We start from the raw sequence: 21681 nt of genomic DNA, 5'->3' as shown, positions 1-21681 counted from the left end.
CTGCCCCGCATCAGACCTTCTTGGTGGTGCGGGTGGCTATGATGAAATAGGTAATGAGCAAAAGGTAAGCAGCCAGAGACAGGAGCTCGCTCAGGTGGTTGGCCCACCAGGCGTCGTAGTTGAACTCGATGCCGCCAAACTTGAGCAGAGCGCTCACTACGCCCATCAGGGCACCGCCGGCGATAAATCCGCTGGCAAGCAGGGTACCCTTCTCGCCACGGGCCTTGTTGACCTCAGCATCCTGCGAACGGGTGGTGACAAACCAGTTGACGGCGCCACCCACGAGGAGGGGGATATTGAGTTCCATAGGGATAAACATACCCAGGGCAAAGGCAAGGGCTGAAATCTTGCAACGGTCGAGAACGAGGGCGATGACGGCGCCGATGCCGTAGAGCAACCAGGGCGCCCCCTGACCGTTCATGAGCGGAGCGATGACGGCTGCCATGGCGTTGGCCTGGGGTGCGGCGAGCTTGCCGCTCTGGAAGCCGTAGGTCTTGTTGAGCACGATCATCACGCCGGCTACAGTGGCTGCCGACACGATGGTGCCGAGGAATTTCCAGGTCTCCTGCTTCTTGGGAGTGGTACCCAACCAGTAACCGATCTTGAGGTCGGTGACAAAACTGCCTGCCATAGAGAGGGCGGTACATACCACGGCACCCATAAGGAGGGCTGCCAACATACCAGCATTGCCCTTGAGGCCCACAGCCACCATCACTACCGAGGCGAGGATGAGGGTCATGAGCGTCATGCCTGATACGGGGTTGCTACCCACGATGGCTATGGCGTTGGCAGCCACGGTGGTGAAGAGGAAGGCTATCACGGCAACCAGCAGGATGGCTACCACGGCATGGGTGAGGTTGAAGTCCATCACGCCGGCATAGAAGAAGGCGAAGGTAACCATAAGGGTGAGCACCGAGCCGATGGCGATAATCTTGAAGGAGATGTCGCGCTGGGTGCGCACTACCTCTTCGGCGCCAGCGCCCTTGCCCTTCATCTCACGGGCGGCAAGGCCGACGGCACTCTTGATGATGCCCCAGCTCTTGATGATGCCTATCACGCCAGCCATGGCGATGCCACCGATACCGATGGAACGGCCGTAGGCCTTGAAGATGGCTTCGGGTGTCATTTCACCCACAGGGATTGCGATATTGGGGTCCCACTGGTTGAGGACGGTGTCGGGGAAAAGCAAAGCCATACCCGGAACGATAAGCCACCACACGGCAAGCGAACCGAAGCAGATGATGGCGGCATAGCGCAGACCGATGATGTAGCCCAGACCAAGGACGGCAGCTCCGGTGTTGACCTTGAAGACGAGCTTGGCATGGTCGGCAAGCTGCTGACCCCATGTCACTACACGCGAGGTGAAGTTCTCGTTCCACAGACCAAAGGTGGCGACGATGAAGTCGTAGAGTCCACCGATGAGACCAGCCACGAGCAGGGGCTTGGCCTGGCTGCCTCCCTTGGCACCCGACACGAGCACCTGGGTGGTGGCAGTGGCTTCGGGGAAGGGATATTTGCCGTGCATATCCTTGACGAAATACTTGCGGAAAGGTATGAGGAAGAGGATGCCGAGGATACCACCCAGCGACGAGGCGATGAATACGCGCAGGAAGTCGGCCTGGAGGTCAAGCATATAGATGGCGGGCATCACAAAGATGGCTCCGGCTACCACAGCGCCCGAACAGGCACCGATGCTCTGGATGATAACATTCTCGCCCATGGCGTTGCGGCGCTTGGTGGCCGACGACAAACCGATGGCGATGATGGCGATAGGGATGGCGGCCTCGAATACCTGACCTACCTTCAATCCCAGATAGGCGGCAGCAGCCGAGAACAGCACTACCATCAACAATCCCCACGTCACACTCCATGCTGTGACTTCGGGAATGGTCTTTTCGGGACCCATAATGGGCTTGTACTCCTCGCCGTCGTGAAGTTCACGAAAAGCGTTGTCGGGCAGCTGCACCGCGTCTTTCTCTTTTTCTGTCATTGTAGTATATATTAGTAATGTTTTAACTGATACAAAGGTAGTGCAAGTCGAAGACAATGCAAAGAAAAAGCATAAGATTTTTCATTTTGCATTGTTGAGACGCCGCCTAACTTATCAAAAGGTAATGCAAACCGAGCGAAATACAAAACAATCTATTGTTTTTTACATTTCCACTCACTTCCCCTGCCCTACCTTCATCATGAAGGGCGTGGCAGGCAGTCCTGTCGAACCAAAGAGGTTGGCGTCTTCGGGATTGTTTTCCCAGCCATAGGTCACCGTGGTCACTGCGAGGTTGGGAGTGGTGAGCAGGCGCACGCTGTCGGTGCCTGCTATCTCGGCCTTGACACAGTAGCGCTTGCCCTGGGCGTCGATGACGGCAAATCCGCAGAGATAGCCATAGCGGTCATGACACTGCAGACCCTGGGCCACATGGCTGAAGGTAACCAGGATGGTGCCGTCGCCCTGGCGGGTAACGCCGGTGGCACGAGGACTCTGGCAGACGAGGTCGCTATGGCCATAGTCGTTGTGCAGGGCATGGAGGGCAAGGCGGCGGGCTACGGTATGCTTGTCGAGGGGATGTTCGTCGGTGGGATTGCCCACATCGATAGTCACCGCCTGACCCGTATGGGCAAGGGAGAGGGCTGAAGTCTGGGCATCGCGCAGTCCGGCAAGGTCGTTCTTGGGCGTGGCGATGAAGTTGGGCAACTGCACCCAGTAGAATGGCAACTCCGGACGCTGACGAGCCTGTCGCCAGCCGTCAATCATGGCTGGGAAGAGGTCGTAGTATTCGCCGGGGCGCTCGGTATTGGCTTCGCCCTGATACCAGACGATGCCCTTGACGGGATAGGGAGCCACGGGGGCGACCATACCATTATATATACGTGAGGGGAAGTCGTTGGAGAAGTAGCTGCGGAAACCGCTGTTGTCCTTCTCTACCGACACGCAGTAGCTCCAGGGATGATTGAGGATAGAGAGACGACGGCTGCCCACCTGGACATAGAAGAGGCTGGCTGAGCCATAGCATCCGCCACCGTCGTGGTCGTCGATAATCTTGACCGTCAGCTCGTTGTCGCCGGCATGGAGCACACCGGCAGGTATCTGGTAACGACGCTTGACGGCATAGCCACGGGTGGCACCCACACGGTGGCCGTTGACCCAGGTCACATCGGCATCGTCGATGAAACCGAGGGAGAGCAGAGCCTCGCGACCGGCGAGGGAGTCGGGCACGGTGAACTTAGCAGTGGTCCAGACCACGCCGTCCATCCGGGCGAGAGGAGCGTCGGCCCACAGACCGGGCATGGCGAGGGGCTGCCAGTGACTCTTGTCGTAAGAGGGGGCATACCAGCCTTCGGCTTCGCCACGATCGGCAGCCACCTCACGCTCGAAGCGGGCGTCGTTGGCAAGTCCGCGCAGCTCGTTGGCACGGAAGGCGTCGGAGCGGAGCTGCTCCATGAGCTGGGTATACTTGGGGAAATGGTCTATCGACCCCATGGTCATCCAGCTCTCAATCTGGGTGCCGCCCCAACTGGCGTTGACGATGCCCACAGGACAGTCGAGCGCCGCATTGAGCTCTTTGGCGAAGAGGTAGCCCACGGCGGTGAAGCAGTCGGCAGCCTCGGGGGTGGTCACAGCCCAGTGGCCGCTCACATCGTCGGCAGGACGGCTCACCAGGGCGTGGTTGATTTCAAAGAGGCGTATGCTGGCATTAGTGGCATGGCTAATCTCGTCGTCGGCACGGTCGATGCTGCGCAGACGGAAGTCCATATTGGACTGGCCACTGGTCATCCACACCTCGCCAGCGAGGATGTCGGTCACGGAGAGGCTCTCCTTGCCGGCTGAGACAGTGAGGGTGTGAGGTCCGGCGGCGCTGATGGCGGGGAGATAGAGACTCCAGCGGCCGTCCTTGCCGGTGCGCACGGTAGCCTTGTGTCCAGCGAGGGTGGCTGTAACCTTCTGACCTGGGGCAGCCCATCCCCAAACGTGTACGGGCTCGCCGCGCTGAATCACCATGTGGTCTGAAATGATGGCGGGCAAACGGAGTTGCGCCATAGCGCCCAAGGCAAAAGCCATGAGCAGGAGTGTCAATGTGTAGATTCTTTGTTTCATGACAGTGGATAAGTTTAACAACTCAATAAGTAGGTTTATGGTCATTGTGACTACAAATTTACACATTTTTAGCGGTTAAAACGCCATCCCCCGCCATGTTTTTGCATATTGGGATGAAATTGGTAGGCAACGAGAGGATGGTTGCGTCGCAGTAGATAGCACTGCGGAGCGCGGAAGGGAAGACGGGGAGCGAGGAGACCACACCGCCAACTTCGTATCATAAGGCACGAGCCCTCGTAACATAAGGCACGAGCTCACGTATCATAAGGCACGAGCTCACGTATCATAAGGTACGAGCCAGCCGACAGGGTCACGGCGGTGGCAAAGTGAAGCTCCATCCCAGTCTTCCTCAAGGGGAAGGAGCGCAACCAAATCTCCTCAAACACAAGGAGAATGAACTCACACCCCATGGCGAAGGTTTGGGAGATGGGCTCAATTCTCTCCCTTTGTAGAGCCAGAGAGGGGCTTCTTGGGTACACTCCGTAAGCAGCGGCAACTCTGTAGGAGTTGCCAGGGGTGCGTCCCGTCCACCATAGGCACCATCCTAACCTTCCCCACGGGGAAGGAAAAAAGCCCAAACGAAGGCCCCATCCCAGCCTTCCCCAAGGGAGGGCACTGAAAAACTACCGTTATTTCCATTTTATCGGCGTGGTCAGGCGTCATTATCGGGCGTTTACGAGGCGTTCTGGCTACGATGTGTGGTGAGAGTAAAAAGCAAAAATCGTCCCCGAGAAGGGCTTGGAACGCTTCCAAACGGCTTTCTCGGGGACGTTTTGGCTGATATGTAGGTTTCCCTACGTTTTTCTTACATTATTCTGATAATTCGCTTCAGATTTGCGGCAAAAATGGCCATTGCGCCCTGCAGTTCCATACTGGCGAGTCCGTACGACATGGCTCTGTCGTACCCGAAGACATTCTTTAGCTCTGCGTTTTTGGCTTCTATCATGTACCGCTTACGTTGCAGGTAAACAAACTCGCTGGTCTTCTCGTATTCCATCTGCTTCTTATGCGTATTTGCCAACACCCTGACGCTATAGGTCTTCTTCTTGGCTCCCGGTTTGTAGCACCCTTCCCTTAGCGGACAGACCTTGCACCTCTCCACATCGAAACTGAAGACGATAACGGGGTTATGGTATTTTCCTGGGACATTGGTCTTCTGCTGCGGTTTTGACCTGGAAACGGCCATGTGTCCGGCCGGACAGACGAACCTTCCGGCATCCTTGTTATAGTCGAAGGTAGCGCCCTTCCTTGTACCGTTGCTGATGACTGGGTTGAGTGGTGAACAGAGTTTTATATCCTTGTTTTCATTTTCGTTTTTATCATTTATCATATCCAGATTTGCCTTTGACGAGTAGGCTGTGTCGCCGATGATGGTGTCTATCTCAACTCCGTTTTCCTCGGTCTTCTCGACGAGCCGTTCCAGCATCTTTCCGTCATCAGCCTCGCCGGAGGTGACATCTGCCGCCACGATGATACGCTCTTCGCTCATGACCAGATGGGTCTTGTAGCCGAAGAAGCTGCGCGACTTGGTCTTGTGCCCGATACGGGCGTCGGGATCCTTGGATGTTACGTACCGGATTTTGGCGTCGGCGATGATCTCCTTGAGCAGGTTCAGACGCTCCGACACGGCCGGCATGGCGACCAGCGGAGGGGCAGCCTCGACGGCGGCCACATAGTCGACCGCCGTGGACAGTACCACCGGGAACTTCTTCTTTTCGGACAATCCGTGCAAGTCAGGCAATTCAGGCAGCTTGAAACTTTCATTGATGGAGTGTACAATCCGTGTGGTCTGTTCCATCTGGTATGTCAGATAGTCGGTGGCGTTGACGGAATTTGACCTTGACAGCGAATGGGTGGCATCTACGAAGAAGCGCTTCGACTGTATGATGCCCTTCTCCAGCGCGATGCATACGGTCTTCTTGATCAGCATGTCCATTATCTTCGTATCCTTCAGCCGCTGCCTGCGGAACTTCGACAGCAGGCTCGGGTCTATCAGGTTCGTCTCCTCGGGGCATAGGCCGAGGAAATACTTGAATGAAAGGTCGGTCAACGTGCGCTTTACCACATCCACATCCGAGATACTGTAGATGGTCTTCAGGAGGAGATACTTGAACATGCGTATCGGGTCCTCTGCCATACGGCCGTTGTAGGAACAATACTTGTCCTTGAGCTCGTCATAGACGAAACTGAAATCAACGAGTTCGGTAATTGAACGCAGAAGATGGTCCTGCGGGACTAACAGGTCATACAACTCCGAATAATTGCTGAATTTTATTTGCTTTTGCTGCTGTAACATATGGCTTTATTTTATGTAAAGATACGAAAAAACATTGACATATGCAACTATTTACCCATCTATTATCCAGCTATTTGTAGGGGATGGGGGACTTTTTCAGTGCCCTCCCAAGGGGAAGGTGTGCGCCACAACCTCCTCAAACACAAGAAGAACGAATTCCCGCCCCTTGGGGAGGGTTAGGGAGGGGCTTACAATCAGCTATTTTTTTACCGCCAACGGCGGCCTTTTTTTACGGCCAAAGGCCGCTTTTTGAACCATGCCGGCTGTTGTCGTCATGCAAAGCATGGCGTTGGGGATGGTGGCGACAACAAGGAGGAAAACTCGTTTTCCGACTGGCGTCACCGACAGTCACAAAAAGGAGAAGCCGACAACAGCCGTCATGGCTTTTTGTGTTTATTTCAACCCATTACATAAGTAGCCAATTATAGATTAACCCCGCGAATGAACCCCTCGCAAGCAGCAGCAACTCTGTAGGAGTTGCGTTTCCCAAGCCCAGGGTTGCGGGCGAAGTCCGCTACCCTGGGTAAGCACCCCACTAACCTGGCAACTCTGTAGGAGTTGCGCTTAGCCGTAGGCGTTACCCGCAGCAGGATGATGGGCAGGAATGGGTAGACGGATAATATCAGATTGAGAATAACGCCTTCGGCTAATCGCAACTCTTACAGAGTAGCTACACCTTATTATATTTATACCCAGGGTAGAGGCGCTACGCACCTCAACCCTGGGCTATGTAATCGCAACTCCTACAGAGTTGCCAGGGGTGCGTACCATCAACCACAAGCCCCATCCTAACCTTCCCCAAGGGGAAGGAAAAAGCCAAAACAAAGGCCCCATTCCAGCCTTATTCAAGAAAAGGAGCGTAACCATAACCTACTTAAACACAACGGGAATGGATTTCCATCCCTTGGTGAGAGCTGGGGAGGGGCTCACAATGCACCTCCCTCCCCCACACCAATAAAAAAAACGTGGCAGGGAACTCAATCCTTGCCACGCTGTATGAAATAGGGCGGTATGGGCGTTGCCAATACTGTCAGGTTACTTCTTGTTCTTCATGTAATACTCCAGTCCGAGCTTGACGTTCTTGGTGAGCGCATTGGAACTGAAGGTGGCGCCGCTGACGCCATCGACCTCGGCCTTCTGGGCCTTGGCCACTGTAAGGCCCTCAAACTGCTGGAGCACAGCCTTGGCACGGGCGAAGAACTTGGGAGTCTCTCTGTTGGGCAGAGCCTCTACCTTGACCACCTTGTTTTTCTCGATATGTATCAACACGGGAGTGGCGCCCTTGAAGCCACGCACCTGCGCACCCAACTGGGTGGTGTTGACGATGGTGGTGTTGCCCTTACGGGTCATGATCTCATCGGCAGGACGCGCACTGATGAGCAGCGCCACTACCACTGCCGCCATCACGGAGGCAAGCATAAGATAAGTTTTGCGATTCATTATGATTCGTTTTCTGTTGCTTGCTGTTTATACCAGATGACTGATAATCTCCTCACGGTCGCCAGCGAGCATGTCGATAACGGGTATCTCGGGCATGGTGTAGCAACCGGGCTGCAGACGCATTGCGGCGCGAGCCACATTGACAAGCACCTGGGCGGTGAGGGCGGGATTGTTGATGCTCATATTGAACTCGAAACGCTGGTTGGGGGTCTTGCCGCTCACACCCTTGCGCACGAGGTTGACACCATGGCCCATATCGCGCACATCATCGACAGAGGCTACGGCGAAGACATGGGTCTCGTCGTTGGCGAAATAGGGGTCGGCCTTGATCTCAGCGGTAACCTGCTCGAGGGTGGCTCCGTCTTCGAGCTCTACATAGACCATACGACGATGGATGCCTTCGCCGAGGGGAATGGTGACAGAGAGGGCATTGCGTACACCCTCCTTGCTGCGCACGCAGACAGAGTGACCCATACTCATGCCGGGACCGAAGTTGGTATAGCTGAGTCCTTTGGGGGCGAGGCTCTCCATGAGCACGCGCACTACGGAATCTGAACCGGGGTCCCATCCGGCAGCGATGACGCTGACACGGCCTGCCTTCTTGCAGTTTTCCATCTGCTGGCGGCGATAGTCGAGGATGCTGGTATGGATATCAAAGCTGTCGACGGTATTGATGCCCATAGCCACTATCTTGGCTGAATAGTCGGGGCAAGAACGTGTAGGCGTGGCGAGAATAGCCACATCTACATCGTGGAGCAGGGAGATATCATCTACTACCTCATAAGGGGTAAGTTCCAATGGGCAGTCTGTGTTGCCTTGACGACGCACGATGCCGGCAATCTCGAAATCCTTAGCGGCTTCGAGGGCCTGCACGGCGTAATGACCGATATTGCCGTAACCTACTACGGCGGCTCTAATCTTTTTCATTGTCAGTATAATGTTAAATTTGTTGTTTGCGATGGCAAAATTACTCCATTTCTGCGTAAAAACCGCCATCTTAACAGTATTTATTACTGAGAAAAGATAAAATGCCAACGCACCAACCATCAAAAAAGTCCCGATGACGCTCATGGTCATCGGGACTCTTCTAAACTATATTATATAATAAGGTGTATTATTCGGCTTCCATGTCATAGCCATAAACCTCAATCTCCTGACAAGCGATCTGAGAGCTTGCGCGGCTATTGTGCATTACCATGGCAATGTAGCGACACTGAGTACCGTTGGCATTCTCGTTGTGAGAAGCATCACCATTCCAGAAGGTGGTGCCACGCCAGTACTTGGCCTTGGCAAAAGTAGGCTCAGTAGCGATAGGCCATGGGGTGCCAGATGGAGAGGCATAAGCAGAACCTGGGTCAAGATTGAAAGGCTCGTCGCCGAAGAAGTAAGACACATTGTACAGACGACGCCTACCCATGTTGCCTGGCAAGAAGTTGTGTACAACCATACGGTTGATAACGTATGAAGTCTTCTTCATATCAATCTGGAGGACTACCGGCCACTTGCCACCATTGTTCCAAACCCATGCCTTGGTCATGTCAGCGGTAACAAGTCCGTCGAATACCTTGCTGGGAGGTGTTGCAGCGTTCCAGCCTGTAGCAGTAACTTCCCACTCAGAGGGATCGAGACGGCTGGCGATAGGTGTAGGACTCTTGCTCCAGTCATTCCAGATGGTGTCAAGACCTTCGGCGGGGCAGTAACCAGAACTGTACTGGTAACGCACACCACCCTTGGCGTTGGCAAAGACTGTGCTGGCCTGTGCACTGGGCACGGGCTCGGTGACAACCCATTCGCCGTCGGCGTTGAGGTAACGGAACTTGGTAGCAACCATCTCGTTGGTACCGAAGCCAAGGGCTACGTTGGCATCAGCGCCTTTCATCTCGGCCGACTTGATGGTACGCTCTGCGTGGGTAGAAAGCCAGATGGCGCCATAGGGCGATGCTGACTTCTCGGAAGTCATGGAAACGTGGTTCTCGGCATCATAGTTGGTGATGGTGAAAGAGTGGCTCTGCTCCTTGAGGTCGTTAATCTCGACAAGGATGCTGTCCTGTCCCTCAAAGTCAGCATAACTAATCTCACGTGTCTTCTCGCCATTGTCCCATGTGATGACAGCGCGCTTAACGGCTGGGTCTTTGGGAGCAGCCCACTTGAGCTGAACTCTGCCTGAACCCAGAATAGCTCTGAGTCCATTGGCCTTCTCGGGATAAATGCTGCCGCCAGGTACTACCCACTCCTTGTAGATATCATCCTGATCCTTACAAGAGGTAAAGCTACCTACGAGTGCGGCTATCAACGATATATATAATAGTTTTCTCATTGCTTTAACGTTTTAAGAGTTATTATTTGTTCACCTGTCCCCATGGTGTGATCTCACCGATAAACCATGCACCCGATGTAGCGGGATACTGGTAAGTGGCAAAGGTATTGACCACTACGAGACGCAGGTAGCGAATCTTGTCGTAAGCGTTAGGAGTAAGCTCATTGGTATTGTCTACCTCATACTCGGTATTGTAGAGATAATACTCACGGTCCTCAGGAGTCCATCCATCGACAGTGCCGTCGGGAGCATAGCCAGAGGGCTTGTACTGCTCACCCTTAGCCAACATCACCCAACCACGGCTGAAGCCATGACGCTGCTGGTAGTCGGGGTCGGTCTTCGCGCAAGGATTCTTGGTAAGGTCTTCCTTGGGGTCGTCATAGATACCCCAGAACTCCCACTGACGGATGTTACCACCCTGGAATACATCGTAGTCGGAACGTGGATAAGTCTTGATACGGCTAAGCACGGTACCCTCTTCGCCTACACCGAGGTCGATGGTAAGCCATGTGGGGATAGGACAACCCTTAGCGGCAACGAAGAATCTGCCAGTACCGGTAGTCGCCTTGTCCCAGAGTGCGGCAACACCACCACCATTGGGGTCGTTGACAAAGTTGTCGTCGGCAACAGGGTAATACTTGAACTTGCTCTTGTCAAGTTCAGTCTCGGCCTTAGGAGTAATCTTGATAAGCTGGCGCTCAGAGGTGTTGCCGTAGCTGTCGCGCAGATAAGCAGAAAGCACGGTGGGCACAGCCGACATGTTGCGGCGTGTGAGCATAACCGAGTCGCTCGACATGAAAAGCGTAGAAACGTCCTTCCACTTGCGCTGCTCGTAGGTGAGGTCCTGGTCGGCATTCAGGGTATCGGCCTGAACCACGAGGGCGAGAGTAGCCTTGGTAGGATTGTTCTTAATCTTTACCTTGAAACCACCGAAAGCCTCGAAGAACTCAAAGCTGGCAGTATTGACAGGTGCCTCGAGAGGAGTAATCTTCACGGTCTGTGCCTCTGACTTCACGTCGTCGGCGTTGAAGCTGCGTACCTCTACAGCATGCTCCTGAAGGTCGGCATAGCCTTCTACCATCAAGGTATCAAGATAACGGGAGATACGAGACTCTACCATGGCACCATTGCGCTCATAGGTAGCTACGATGCCCTTGATGTATGGGTCATCGGGAATCTGGAATTTCAGCACGGCACCACCAGGAACAGACTTAACGTCTACTATCTTGGGCTGCTGGGGCAAGGGTAAGCCTCCGCGCTGGTCTATTCTGTCTCCGTCGCTACAGCTGGAGATAGCCATAGCAGACAGGAGCAATATGCTGAACGATAATAATAATTTCTTCATAATCGTATAATGTCTAATATTAGTTTACCAACCAGTGTTCTGTATCAAATTGGGGTTGTGCTCCAGGTTGTACGTACTGATGGGCCAGAAATAATCGCGTACCAAGAAGGGCTGCTCGAATACGAGGGTCTTCTTGTAATAGTCTTCGGCAGAAGCACCTGCGATATTGAAACCATAGATGTTCTTATTGTACTCAGTTGGACCTTCCTTCCAACGACGGATATCCCAGAAACGCTGGCTCTCGAAAGCGAGCTCGTTCATACGCTCCTGATGGATGATGGCGCGCATACCGGTCTGGGTATTGTAGTAACCGGGGTTGGTGCTGTAGTCATCCCAAGCGGTCTTGACATCTGGAATCTTGGCACGCTCGCGAACAGCGTTGATATAATAGAAGAGGTCGGTACTGTGGGCACCGTTAGGACCTTCAAGTTCGTTGATGGCCTCGGCATAGAGCAGATAGAGGTCGGCAAGACGCATGATAGGATAAGGGAACCAAGTAGAAGATATATTGGTAGTACCGTTGGCTGCATTGACACGGTTCTTGTAGGGGAAGGTCTTCTTGGGGAAGTAGCCTGTCACAGGACCTACGTTGGCACCTGCCTTGGCGGCATACTGTCCTACGCGGCACTTGACCTTCTTCACCTTGTCAGAGGTCAGGTCGTTGTACTCAGCATCGGTAAGCTGGCCGAGCCACTTGCCACCGTCGAAGCCCAAGAAGGCATAGAATCGAGGTTCGCGGTCGAAGTTGAGCTTCACAGTCTCATAGCCACGCTCGAGATAGAACTGGTTCTGCTCGTCGCCACGCTTGATTTCCATTTCATTCCAACCTGCCTGACGATCCTTGTCAACAGCGATTGGGACACCATGCTTAGAATAGAACTCTTCAGCCACCTTCAATGGCACACCGAAGCAGCGATAACCGGTTAGGGCACCTGTAAACTGGGGATTATCCTCGTACTGCAGGTTGACACAACCCATAACCTGCCAGTTGATGCGCTCGGCAGTCCAAGACTGGGTATTACCCCAGATGAGCTCAGAGTTCCATCTCTCGCACATAGCGCCACGGAGAATGAGGTCGGTCTTCAGCGTATCATTCATACGATAGAGGATATCCTCGCCCTCATAGAGCTTGACGTTAATCTTCTGACACTCCTCGATGGCAGCCTTACAAGCGTCAACGGCATACTGCCAACGCTCGAGCTTCTGCTCTTCGGTCTTAGTGGGGAAGAGCTGCACACCACGCTTGTCTACGAGGTTCTTCTGGTCATCGTTGCCATTGAAGAGAGGACTGGCGGCGTAGCAGGCTACACGTGCCTTGAACGCATAACCGATAGCCTTGGTGATGCGGCCATACTCGGTATTGGAGAATGACTCTGCAAGGTCAGGGATGGCCTTATCGAGTTCGCTGAGCACGAAGTTGAAGCAAGTATCGATAGGATCGCGATATACACGTACATCCTCGACACTGGCGTCCATAGGTAGACTGTGCTTAACCACAGGGATAGCACCCCACTTGCGGATAAGGCAGAAGTGGTAGTAAGCCTTGAGGAAACGAGCCTCGGCCTTCCACTGGTTCTTCTCTTCCTGGTTCATATCGGGAACCAAATCAACATTGTCAATCAGGTTGTCGCAATCACGAATACCGGTAAAGAGAGAATGCCAATCATCACCATAAACAGTTGACTTGTTCTGATAACCACGGGCAATCATGGTCATACTGGTACTGAAATACTTGCCTGTGGTACGGGGATAGAGGTCCACGAGCTCGTCGCTACCCAGCATAGCAGGGTCGCTGCCGGTACCATCCTTAGGCATATAGCTATAGCAGGTACCGAGGTAACGATAGGCTACCGAACGAAGGGCGAACGCATCAGGTAAAGTAGGGTCGCCACCATCGGGTACTACATCAAGGTAATCGTTGCACGCCGTAAGACCCATCAGAGCAACAACGGCAGCCATTACCGAAATCTTGATTTTATTGAATATCTTTATCATAATGATTGCTATTTATTGGAATGTAACATTCAGACCGACATTGATAGTGCGCTGCAGAGGATAGTTCAGTGCAGAAGAGCCCTGCTCGGGATCCCACATCTTGAAGCTGCTCCAGTTGAGGAGGTTACTACCCGATACATAGAAGCGCAGGCTCTCCATGTGCCACTTCTTGGTGAGGTTACGAGGAACGGTATAACCAAATTCCAACTGCTTGAGACGAATGAACGAACCGTCGCGCATCCACCAAGTGCTGGGCTGGGTATTGTTGTTGTTGAGATAAGTGCTCAGACGGGGCCAGAATGCGTAGAGATTGCGGTTGCTCTCGCTCCAGTGGTCGTCGGCGATGGCCTTGAGCAGCTGGGTGTTCTTGTAGAATGGAGCCAAACCACCCTTGGTTTCTTCATTGGTAGTAGAGAAACCACCGGCATTAATCCAGAATGACTCATTGGCGAGGCCCTGGAAGAACATAGAGAGGTCGAAGCCCTTGTAACCTACAGAAAAACCGAAACCGTAGATGAATTCAGGTGAAGTAGGATTACCGATTGGCACCATATCAGCCTCATTGATTACACCGTCCTTATTGACATCGGTGTACTTGATGTCACCACCGCCATACTGTGAACCGAAAGCAGCCTGTGAGGGGCTGTTGGCAGCCTCTTCGTCATCAACGAACAGACGCTCAGCGATATAACCCCACTTCTGCTTGATGCTGCGACCAGCGTGCTGGCGATAGCCTTCCTTGTAAGTAGGCTCCTCGTATACATCATATCTACTGCGGGCGAAAGTGAAGTTACCGCGGGCAGATGTCCAGAGGTCCTTGTTCCAGTTCTTGCGATACTCTACCTGGATGTCCACACCGTGGGCAGTTGCCTCACCGATGTTGGCACCGATAGAGGTCTGCAGACCCATTGTAGAAGGAATATCGGCACGTGTCATATAGATATCGGTACGCTTCTCACGGTAGTACTCGGCGATGATGTCAAGGTCACCGAAGAGAGAGAGCTCTATAGCGTAGTTCTGCTTCTTGGCGCGCTCCCAAGTGATGGCTGAGTTTGCATAACGCTTGAAGGTAATACCATTAGATGAAGTCTGAAGGTTTTCACCAAAATAAGACTTTACACCGGTATTATTCATTAACATCTCTGAGAGATATAAGAAACGGTTCTTGGAACCACCAATCTTGTCATTACCCACGAGACCATAAGAAGCACGGAGCTTCAGTTTGCTGATGACATTGGTAAGAGGCTGGAAGAACTTCTCGTTAGATACCAACCAGCCGAGACCTACTGATGGGAAGAAACCCCAGCGGTGCTCCTTAGAGAAACGCTCAGAACCGTTGTAACCGAAGTTGAACTCAGCGAAGTAGCGGTCATCATAACCATAAGTGAAACGACCTGCGAGGCTCACGTTGCGTGAAGGCAGAGAGAGCTGGAGTGTACCGGCGTTAGCCTTGCGCTCCTCGCGAGTGGTGAATACGGTAAGCGCACCGAGAGAGTGCTTGCCAAAGGTGCGGTTCCAGTACAGACGGCTTTCCCAGTACATGGTGTTCACCACGTTCTTGGCATCTTCATTATAAGTAAGATAGTCAGTACCATTTTCGTTCAGACGAGTAATGTGGTATTCGCCTGTGTAAGAGTCATACTCACCGAGAGTGTACCAATAAGGCTGGAAGTAGCGCTTGATTCCGAAGTCAGAGAGACGAGAGAGGTTGAACAGGGTGGTGAACTTCAGACCCTTGGTGATGAAGCTCAAGTCCTGATCGAGCTGCAAGGCAGCGATCATCTGTGAACGCTGGTAGTCCTTGTAACCGCGTACCATCTCGGCGTAGGGGTTGATGTAACGACCATCGAGGTAGTTACCAAACATGATGTGCTTGATACCCTTGTGCTCTTCATCCATAGGATAGTAAGCGGGGAAGAGTACGGGGTCGGCGTGCATAACATTGACAAACATGTCATTACCAGACGACATCGGACCGGTGTAGTCGTCAAAGTTGCCGGTAAGGCGCAGGCCCACCTTGGTGGTCTTGGTAACATTGACATCCACATTGGCACGCATGGTGTATTTCTTACTGTCGATATTGTTGTTGAAGCTGTTGCGATGGTCAACCTTGAGCATACCGCCATCTTGAGTATAGGCACCAGAGATATAATAGGTAGCCACCTTACCACCACCGCGGATAGAAACGTCAGCACGGGTACTGTGAGATACGTTCTTGAACAGCATGTTGTACCAGTCGTTGGCAGGGTAGATAAGACGGTTGGCACCGGGCTTACCGGTCTGCTCGATCTTGTCCTGGCTGTAGACGAGGTCATCAATATTCAGCGAACCGCGAGAAATCAAAGCGTCGTTGTAACACTGCATATAGGTTACAGGGTCAGCCAACTCAACCTTGCGAAGAGGGCTCTGGAAAGAGTGCTCGATACGGCCGAAGATCTTGGCGGGACCTTCTTCACCGCGCTTGGTGGTAACGAGGATTACACCGTTAGCACCGCGGGCACCGTAGAGGGCAGCTGCAGAGGCGTCTTTCAGGATAGAGAAACTCTCGATATCATCGGGACGCAGACGGTTAAGGTCGGCAGATGTCAGCTCAATGTTATCGATAAGAATAAGTGGGTTGGAACCACCCTCACCAAAGGTTGTCACACCACGAACGAAGAAGTCGGTGTTGTCCTGACCAGGCTCACCCGAACGTGTGTAAGCAATCATACCGGCGATGTTACCGGCAAAAGACTGGGTAAGGTTGCTCGACGGCACACGCAGATCTTTGGCGTTTACCGTGGTGATAGAGCTCACGATACTTTCCTTCTTCTGCTTACCGTAGGCTACTACCGTTACCTCGTCAAGCTCGTTGCCCTTGGGGGCAAGCTCTACATTGATAACTGTCTGGTTTCCCACGGTAACGACTTTGTCCTCCATACCTACGTAGGAGAACACAAGTTTGTCGGTTGGCTTGACTTTGATTTCATAGCCACCATCAACGTCGGTCATAACACCCTTTGTGGATTTCTGGACTACTACGCTTGCGCCCGGCAAGGGTTCGCCAGTACCTTTCTCAGAGACTTTTCCCTTGACCGTTATCTCTTGTGCCAAAAGAGACAAAGGCATGAAAAGCAAGAAAAAGAGTAATGTTAAACTACATTTTTTACTCATATTTTATCAATTATTAAGATGATGCTGATGCAAATTTACAATTAATTATGAGACCCAAAAACTTTTTAAGGTGAAAATTGCGTTACAGTAGGTAATTTTTAGCGCAAAATTTGCGCAATTCCAGAACCACGGGGACTAATCAGAAAATAATTGCGTTTCCCCCTATACCTATTTATATATATAAGGGGACATAGTAGAGGGTTGAAAGGTTGGTAACGCCTACGGCTAATCGCAACTCTTACAGAGTAGCTATATTAGTTGATCGCTTACCCAGGGTAGCGTGCTTCGCCCGCAACCCTGGGCTGAGGAAACGCAACTCCTACAGAGTTGCCAGGGATGCGCACCGCCTACGATGGTATAACCATACATGGTTGTTGGTGTGCATATCATCGACAACAACCAAATTATATATAACCCTTGGCGGGCGCATCATCAACGATGAATTATGGCCCGCAAGCAGCAGCAACTCTGTAGGAGTTGCGATTTCATAGCCCAGGGTTGAGGGGCACAGCGACTCTACCCTGGGTATATATATAATAAGGTGGAGCTACTCTGTAAGAGTTGCGGTTAGCCGAAGGCGTTACCACAGCAGGAATAGCAGCTTGTGTTATTACGCTTATATGACGCTACCGATAGATAATCAGGTAATCATTTTTTTGTACCGGCGTAGCCGGACTTTTTTTACCGCCAAAGGCGGTCTTTTTGTATTTGCGGCTTTTCAGCCTGCCACCAGGCAGGCGCGGATGGGGGTGGCGGGGAATATCCGAGAGCATGCTCTCGAGATATTTACCGACACACACAGACGCATAGGGCGAAGCCCTGAAAAGCCACAAATCTTTTTGTAGTTTCTTGCGATAGCATATTCAAGGATATGGAACCACACGCGACATATAACACATACGGCTAAGCGCAACACGCTATCACCTCCGCTCACATCCTGCTACCTTCCCCCTCTCCCGCCAATCACTGCGGATTGCAGAGGACTTCGCAGACGCGGTCCTGGAAGTGGCGGGCATCACTGGCGCGCATCACCCCCTGGTTGAGTATGGCGAAACAGAGCTGGTGACCGTTGGCGGCAGTGCAGTAGCCTGCCAACGAGATGACACCGGTGAGGGTGCCGGTCTTTGCCTTGACGTTATCCTTGGTGAAGGTTCCGTGCATACGCTTTTCCAGAGTGCCATCTACTCCTGCCTTAGGCAACGAAGGGAGCAGATGAATATAGATATTCTGATAACGATAGGCATAGCGGAGCAGACGCACCTCGAGTTCGGCGGTGACATAGTTGTAGAGCGACAGACCCGAACCATCGGCAATGCGGTAGCGCTGGCCGTGGAGCCCCACCTTGTCTATAAGGCGACGGATATACTGGCGGGCGTGACGGGCTGAAGCCGGACGGGCGCCACCCGAGGCAGCGAGCTGATAGAAGAGCGACTCGGCATAGAGATTGTCGCTCTCTTTCATCATACGCATGAGTATCTGGTCGATGGTGTGATAACGGGCGCAGATGCAGAAGGCTGTGTCGGGCTTGACGGCGGTAGAGGCAAAAGCCTGGACCACAAGCCCCGACTCGCGCAGTTCACGCTCAAAGCGCTCCATAAACTGGTCCTTGCGGCCATAGATGAGGGGCGTGAGCACGGGGTTGTCGTCGTCCCAGCACCATCCCTCGCCCAGCAGGTCGTAGTCCTTCATGCTCTTGTCGGCATAGAGGTGGCCGCGGATAGTGTCGACGCCCATCTTACGGATGCTCTCGACAAAGGCTGACATATCATCGGCATTGAAGAGGGGGTCCATGCCACCCACGCAGTAGATGTCGCCCTCGAGGGTACGGTTGGCGATATGCCCGGTATAGCACAGCTCGGTCTTGGTCTGATACGACCCGCCGAGGCGGTCGATGGCGGCAATGGCAGTGAGCAGCTTCATGGTCGACGCCGGACGCATCATCTGCCGCTCGTTGTGACGGTAGATGACAGAGTCGGCTGTGAGGTCATAGACCATGAGCCCTACCTGAGAGGTCTGGAACATATCGGCTTCGAGGAGACGGTCGATGCCATGTACGGCAGACTGTGGCCACTTCAGCGAGAGCGAGTCGCGCACGAGGGTGTCGGCAGGCAGAGTCTCCCCCACTGTCTCGTCCTCGCCCGCTACGTCCTGGGCCTGTACGGGAACTGCGGTCAGCCACATCAGCAGCCAACCTAATATATATAAATAGGTACGCGTCATTGTTTAACAGTTATTCTCTTTGTCATTTCATCTACAAACAGCTGTTCCATCTGTGGTTTCAGACTCAGCGACCTGCCCTTGCCATACTCTACGAGTACATAGCCGACCAGCCCGAAGCAGTTTGTCATCGTCTGGCAGCGGCTTACATCGGCATAGGCAATGCTGCGGGTACGCGAGAAGCGACCACCACTCACCACGAGGGCCTCGGGGGTGAAGGAATAGGTGGTATGGAGCACGCGCTCGACCATCAGCACCCACACGGCTGCCACAGGCAGAGCCACCACCACCCTCTGCATCCAGAAGAAGTAGAAGGAGAGCAAAGCCATGAGCACGATGGCACTCACATCGATGGCCGTAACCCTGTAATGGAATATCCTGTTCATAATAACTGTATGCAAAATTACGAATTTAATTGCCAAAAGAGTTATGATTATTATAATTTTTAGTAAATTTGCACCGAAATAAGATAAATATGGTTTACAAGTACGATTTTCTCATTATCGGCTCAGGCGTAGCCGGAATGAGTTATGCGCTTAAGGTAGCGAGAGCACATAAAGGTAAGGTCTGCATGATATGCAAGACATCGCTCAACGAAGCTAACACCTACTTCGCCCAAGGCGGAGTGGCGTCGGTAACCAATCTGCTGAAAGACAATTTCGAAAAGCATATCGAAGACACCATGATAGCCGGTGACTACATCAGCGACCCCAAGGCCGTAGAGCAGGTAGTGACGATGGCACCCGAGCAAATCAAAGAGCTCGTCAACTGGGGTGTCAACTTCGACCGCAAGGACAACGGTGAGTTCGACCTGCACCGCGAGGGAGGCCACTCCGAGTTCCGCATCCTGCACCATGCCGACGACACCGGTGCCGAGATACAGCGCGGTCTGATGGAAGCCGTGCGCAGCAACCCCGACATCGATATCAAGGAAAACCATTTTGCCGTAGAGATTATTACCCAGCACCACCTCGGTGCGCGCGTCACCCGACGCACTCCCTATATCAACTGCTATGGAGCCTACGTGCTCGACCCCGACACCCAGAAGGTAGACACCTATCTGAGCAAGGTCACCGTGATGTGTACCGGTGGCTGCGGAGCCGTCTACCAGACCACCACCAACCCCGTGATTGCCACCGGCGACGGCGAGGCTATGGTCTACCGCGCCAAGGGCACCGTACAGGACATGGAGTTTGTGCAGTTCCACCCCACCTCGCTCTACCACCCCGGCGAGACTCACCCCGCCTACCTCATCACCGAAGCCATGCGTGGCTACGGCGGCATACTGCGTCTGCCCAACGGCGAGAGCTTCATGGAGAAGTATGACAAGCGACTCTCGCTGGCTCCACGCGACATCGTGGCTCGCGCCATCGACCGCGAGATGAAGACCCACGGACTCGACCACGTCTGCCTCGACGTCACCCATAAAGACCCCGAAGAGACGCGCCACCACTTCCCCAATATCTATGCCAAGTGTCTCTCCATAGGCATCGACATCACCAAGGAATATATCCCCGTGCGCCCCGCAGCCCACTACATGTGTGGTGGCATCAAGGTCGACCTCAACGGATGCTCGAGCATCAACCGGCTCTACGCCATCGGCGAGTGCTCGTGTACGGGTCTGCACGGCGGCAACCGCCTGGCCAGCAACTCGCTCATCGAGGCGGTGGTATATGCTGAGACCGCAGCGCGCCACAGCATAGAGCACGTCGACGAGTATGACTTCAACGACAAGGTGCCCGACTGGAACGACGACGGCACCATGACCAACGAGGAGCAGGTGCTCATCACACAGAGTGTGAAGGAGGTGGGCGAAATCATGAGCAACTATGTGGGCATCGTGCGCAGCGACCTGCGCCTCAAGCGTGCCTGGGATCGCCTGGACCTGCTCTACGAAGAGACCGAAAACCTCTTCAAGCGCGTCAAGGTAAGCAAGGAGCTCTGCGAGTTGCGCAATATGATCAACACAGGTTACCTCATCACCCGTATGGCCATAGAGCGCAAAGAGAGCCGTGGCCTGCACTACACCATCGACTACCCGGTACACGCTTACGATAAGAAATAAGCACGGCACATAGACAATGGAAGCCCCTACACGGTCCTCCACAAGGAGAGAGGGTTGAAAGCCCCTCCCCAACCCTCCCCAAGAGGCGGGAATTCATTCTCGCTGTGCTTTAGGGGATTGTAGTTACGCTCTTTTTCTTGAAAAAGGCTGGTATGGGGTCTTTGTTTTGGCTTTTTTCCTTCCCCGTGGGGAAGGTTAGGATGGGGCATGTGGTTGATGGTACGCACCCCTGGCAACTCTGTAGGAGTTGCGATTTCATAGCCCAGGGTTGAGGGGCGCAGCACCTCTACCCTGGGTATATATATAATAAGGTGTAGCTACTCTGTAAGAGTTGCGATTAGCCGAAGGCGTTATTCTCAATCTGATATTATCCGTCTACCCATTCCTGCCAATCATCCTGCTGCGGGTAACGCCTACGGCTAAGCGCAACTCCATTACCTTTCCGCGCCGCACTGCGCCGCGCCGGTGACCTTCGGTTCAGAGTTGCCAGATTAGTGGGGCAGCTACCCAGGGTAGCGTGCTTCGCCCGCAACCCTGGGCTGAGGAATCGCAACTCCTACAGAGTTGCCGCTGCTTGCGGGAGGCCAATTGCGGGGTTAATCCATTATTACCTTCATATGTAATAAGTTGATTAGGGTGTCCAGTTAACGGTTCCAAATTCAGATTGCTTTTCTGAATATTTTGGTTCGTTCTGTAACCCAGTTTGTGGACATGTTCTTGGCAGCCCAAGTATCAATGTCCTTAAGTTTAACATTCA

12 protein-coding genes are annotated in these 21681 nt (G+C 53.2%); 1 reads left to right on the top strand and 11 read right to left on the bottom strand.

The window, feature by feature from the left end:
• Positions 1–10: 10 nt before the first annotated feature.
• The 11 genes from CIK94_RS08050 to CIK94_RS07985 form a co-directional block, all read right to left on the bottom strand.
• Complete coding sequence (locus CIK94_RS08050; RefSeq protein ID WP_094422526.1) at positions 11–1990, bottom strand: OPT family oligopeptide transporter; 1980 nt, start codon at positions 1988–1990, stop codon at positions 11–13.
• 174 nt (positions 1991–2164) lie between these two features.
• Positions 2165–4096, bottom strand: coding sequence for a sialate O-acetylesterase (locus tag CIK94_RS08045; protein ID WP_158216542.1), 1932 nt, complete (start codon positions 4094–4096; stop codon positions 2165–2167).
• Between the two features lie 805 nt (positions 4097–4901).
• Positions 4902–6392, bottom strand: a complete 1491-nt coding sequence (locus tag CIK94_RS08035; RefSeq protein ID WP_094422520.1) for an IS1182 family transposase — start codon at positions 6390–6392, stop codon at positions 4902–4904.
• Between the two features lie 1035 nt (positions 6393–7427).
• Positions 7428–7832, bottom strand: a complete 405-nt coding sequence (locus CIK94_RS08025) for an FMN-binding protein (RefSeq protein WP_094422516.1) — start codon at positions 7830–7832, stop codon at positions 7428–7430.
• Between the two features lie 27 nt (positions 7833–7859).
• Positions 7860–8759 carry a diaminopimelate dehydrogenase gene (locus CIK94_RS08020; RefSeq protein ID WP_094422565.1) on the bottom strand — a complete coding sequence of 300 codons (900 nt, stop codon included), beginning with the start codon at positions 8757–8759 and terminating at the stop codon, positions 7860–7862.
• A gap of 187 nt (positions 8760–8946) precedes the next feature.
• Entirely contained in the window at positions 8947–10149 is a 1203-nt protein-coding gene (locus tag CIK94_RS08015; RefSeq protein WP_094388467.1) for a DUF4998 domain-containing protein, read from the bottom strand.
• Between the two features lie 22 nt (positions 10150–10171).
• On the bottom strand, positions 10172–11494 hold the full coding sequence (locus tag CIK94_RS08010; RefSeq protein ID WP_094388466.1) for a DUF5000 domain-containing lipoprotein: 1323 nt from the start codon (positions 11492–11494) through the stop codon (positions 10172–10174).
• Between the two features lie 24 nt (positions 11495–11518).
• Positions 11519–13489, bottom strand: coding sequence for a RagB/SusD family nutrient uptake outer membrane protein (locus tag CIK94_RS08005; RefSeq protein ID WP_094422514.1), 1971 nt, complete (start codon positions 13487–13489; stop codon positions 11519–11521).
• 12 nt (positions 13490–13501) lie between these two features.
• On the bottom strand, positions 13502–16582 hold the full coding sequence (locus CIK94_RS08000; RefSeq protein ID WP_371591648.1) for a SusC/RagA family TonB-linked outer membrane protein: 3081 nt from the start codon (positions 16580–16582) through the stop codon (positions 13502–13504).
• Positions 16583–17605: 1023 nt separating this feature from the next.
• Positions 17606–18862, bottom strand: a complete 1257-nt coding sequence (gene dacB / locus CIK94_RS07990; RefSeq protein WP_094422510.1) for a D-alanyl-D-alanine carboxypeptidase/D-alanyl-D-alanine-endopeptidase — start codon at positions 18860–18862, stop codon at positions 17606–17608.
• Positions 18859–19245, bottom strand: a complete 387-nt coding sequence (locus tag CIK94_RS07985; protein ID WP_094384456.1) for a hypothetical protein — start codon at positions 19243–19245, stop codon at positions 18859–18861. Before CIK94_RS07985 ends, dacB begins: the two co-directional genes overlap by 4 nt.
• 89 nt (positions 19246–19334) lie before the next feature.
• Here CIK94_RS07985 and nadB point away from each other — a divergent pair, with 89 nt between their 5' ends.
• Positions 19335–20924, top strand: coding sequence for an L-aspartate oxidase (gene nadB / locus CIK94_RS07980; protein WP_094422508.1), 1590 nt, complete (start codon positions 19335–19337; stop codon positions 20922–20924).
• Positions 20925–21681 lie beyond the last annotated feature (757 nt).

The sequence above is a fragment of the Prevotella sp. P4-51 genome, from assembly GCF_002251455.1.
GTDB lineage: Bacteria > Bacteroidota > Bacteroidia > Bacteroidales > Bacteroidaceae > Prevotella.
Note: the sequence above shows the minus strand (reverse complement) of the source record. Positions and strands in the feature narration are given on the sequence as shown.

Bases quoted from the DNA above. Each gene is read 5' to 3' on its own strand.
- nadB (WP_094422508.1), top strand. From the start codon at position 19,335: ATGGTTTACAAGTACGATTTTCTCATTATCGGCTCAGGCGTAGCCGGA.
- CIK94_RS08045 (WP_158216542.1), bottom strand. From the start codon at position 4,096: ATGAAACAAAGAATCTACACATTGACACTCCTGCTCATGGCTTTTGCC.
- CIK94_RS08015 (WP_094388467.1), bottom strand. From the start codon at position 10,149: ATGAGAAAACTATTATATATATCGTTGATAGCCGCACTCGTAGGTAGC.
- CIK94_RS08005 (WP_094422514.1), bottom strand. From the start codon at position 13,489: ATGATAAAGATATTCAATAAAATCAAGATTTCGGTAATGGCTGCCGTT.
- CIK94_RS08025 (WP_094422516.1), bottom strand. From the start codon at position 7,832: ATGAATCGCAAAACTTATCTTATGCTTGCCTCCGTGATGGCGGCAGTG.
- dacB (WP_094422510.1), bottom strand. From the start codon at position 18,862: ATGACGCGTACCTATTTATATATATTAGGTTGGCTGCTGATGTGGCTG.
- CIK94_RS07985 (WP_094384456.1), bottom strand. From the start codon at position 19,245: ATGAACAGGATATTCCATTACAGGGTTACGGCCATCGATGTGAGTGCC.
- CIK94_RS08020 (WP_094422565.1), bottom strand. From the start codon at position 8,759: ATGAAAAAGATTAGAGCCGCCGTAGTAGGTTACGGCAATATCGGTCAT.
- CIK94_RS08050 (WP_094422526.1), bottom strand. From the start codon at position 1,990: ATGACAGAAAAAGAGAAAGACGCGGTGCAGCTGCCCGACAACGCTTTT.
- CIK94_RS08010 (WP_094388466.1), bottom strand. From the start codon at position 11,494: ATGAAGAAATTATTATTATCGTTCAGCATATTGCTCCTGTCTGCTATG.
- CIK94_RS08035 (WP_094422520.1), bottom strand. From the start codon at position 6,392: ATGTTACAGCAGCAAAAGCAAATAAAATTCAGCAATTATTCGGAGTTG.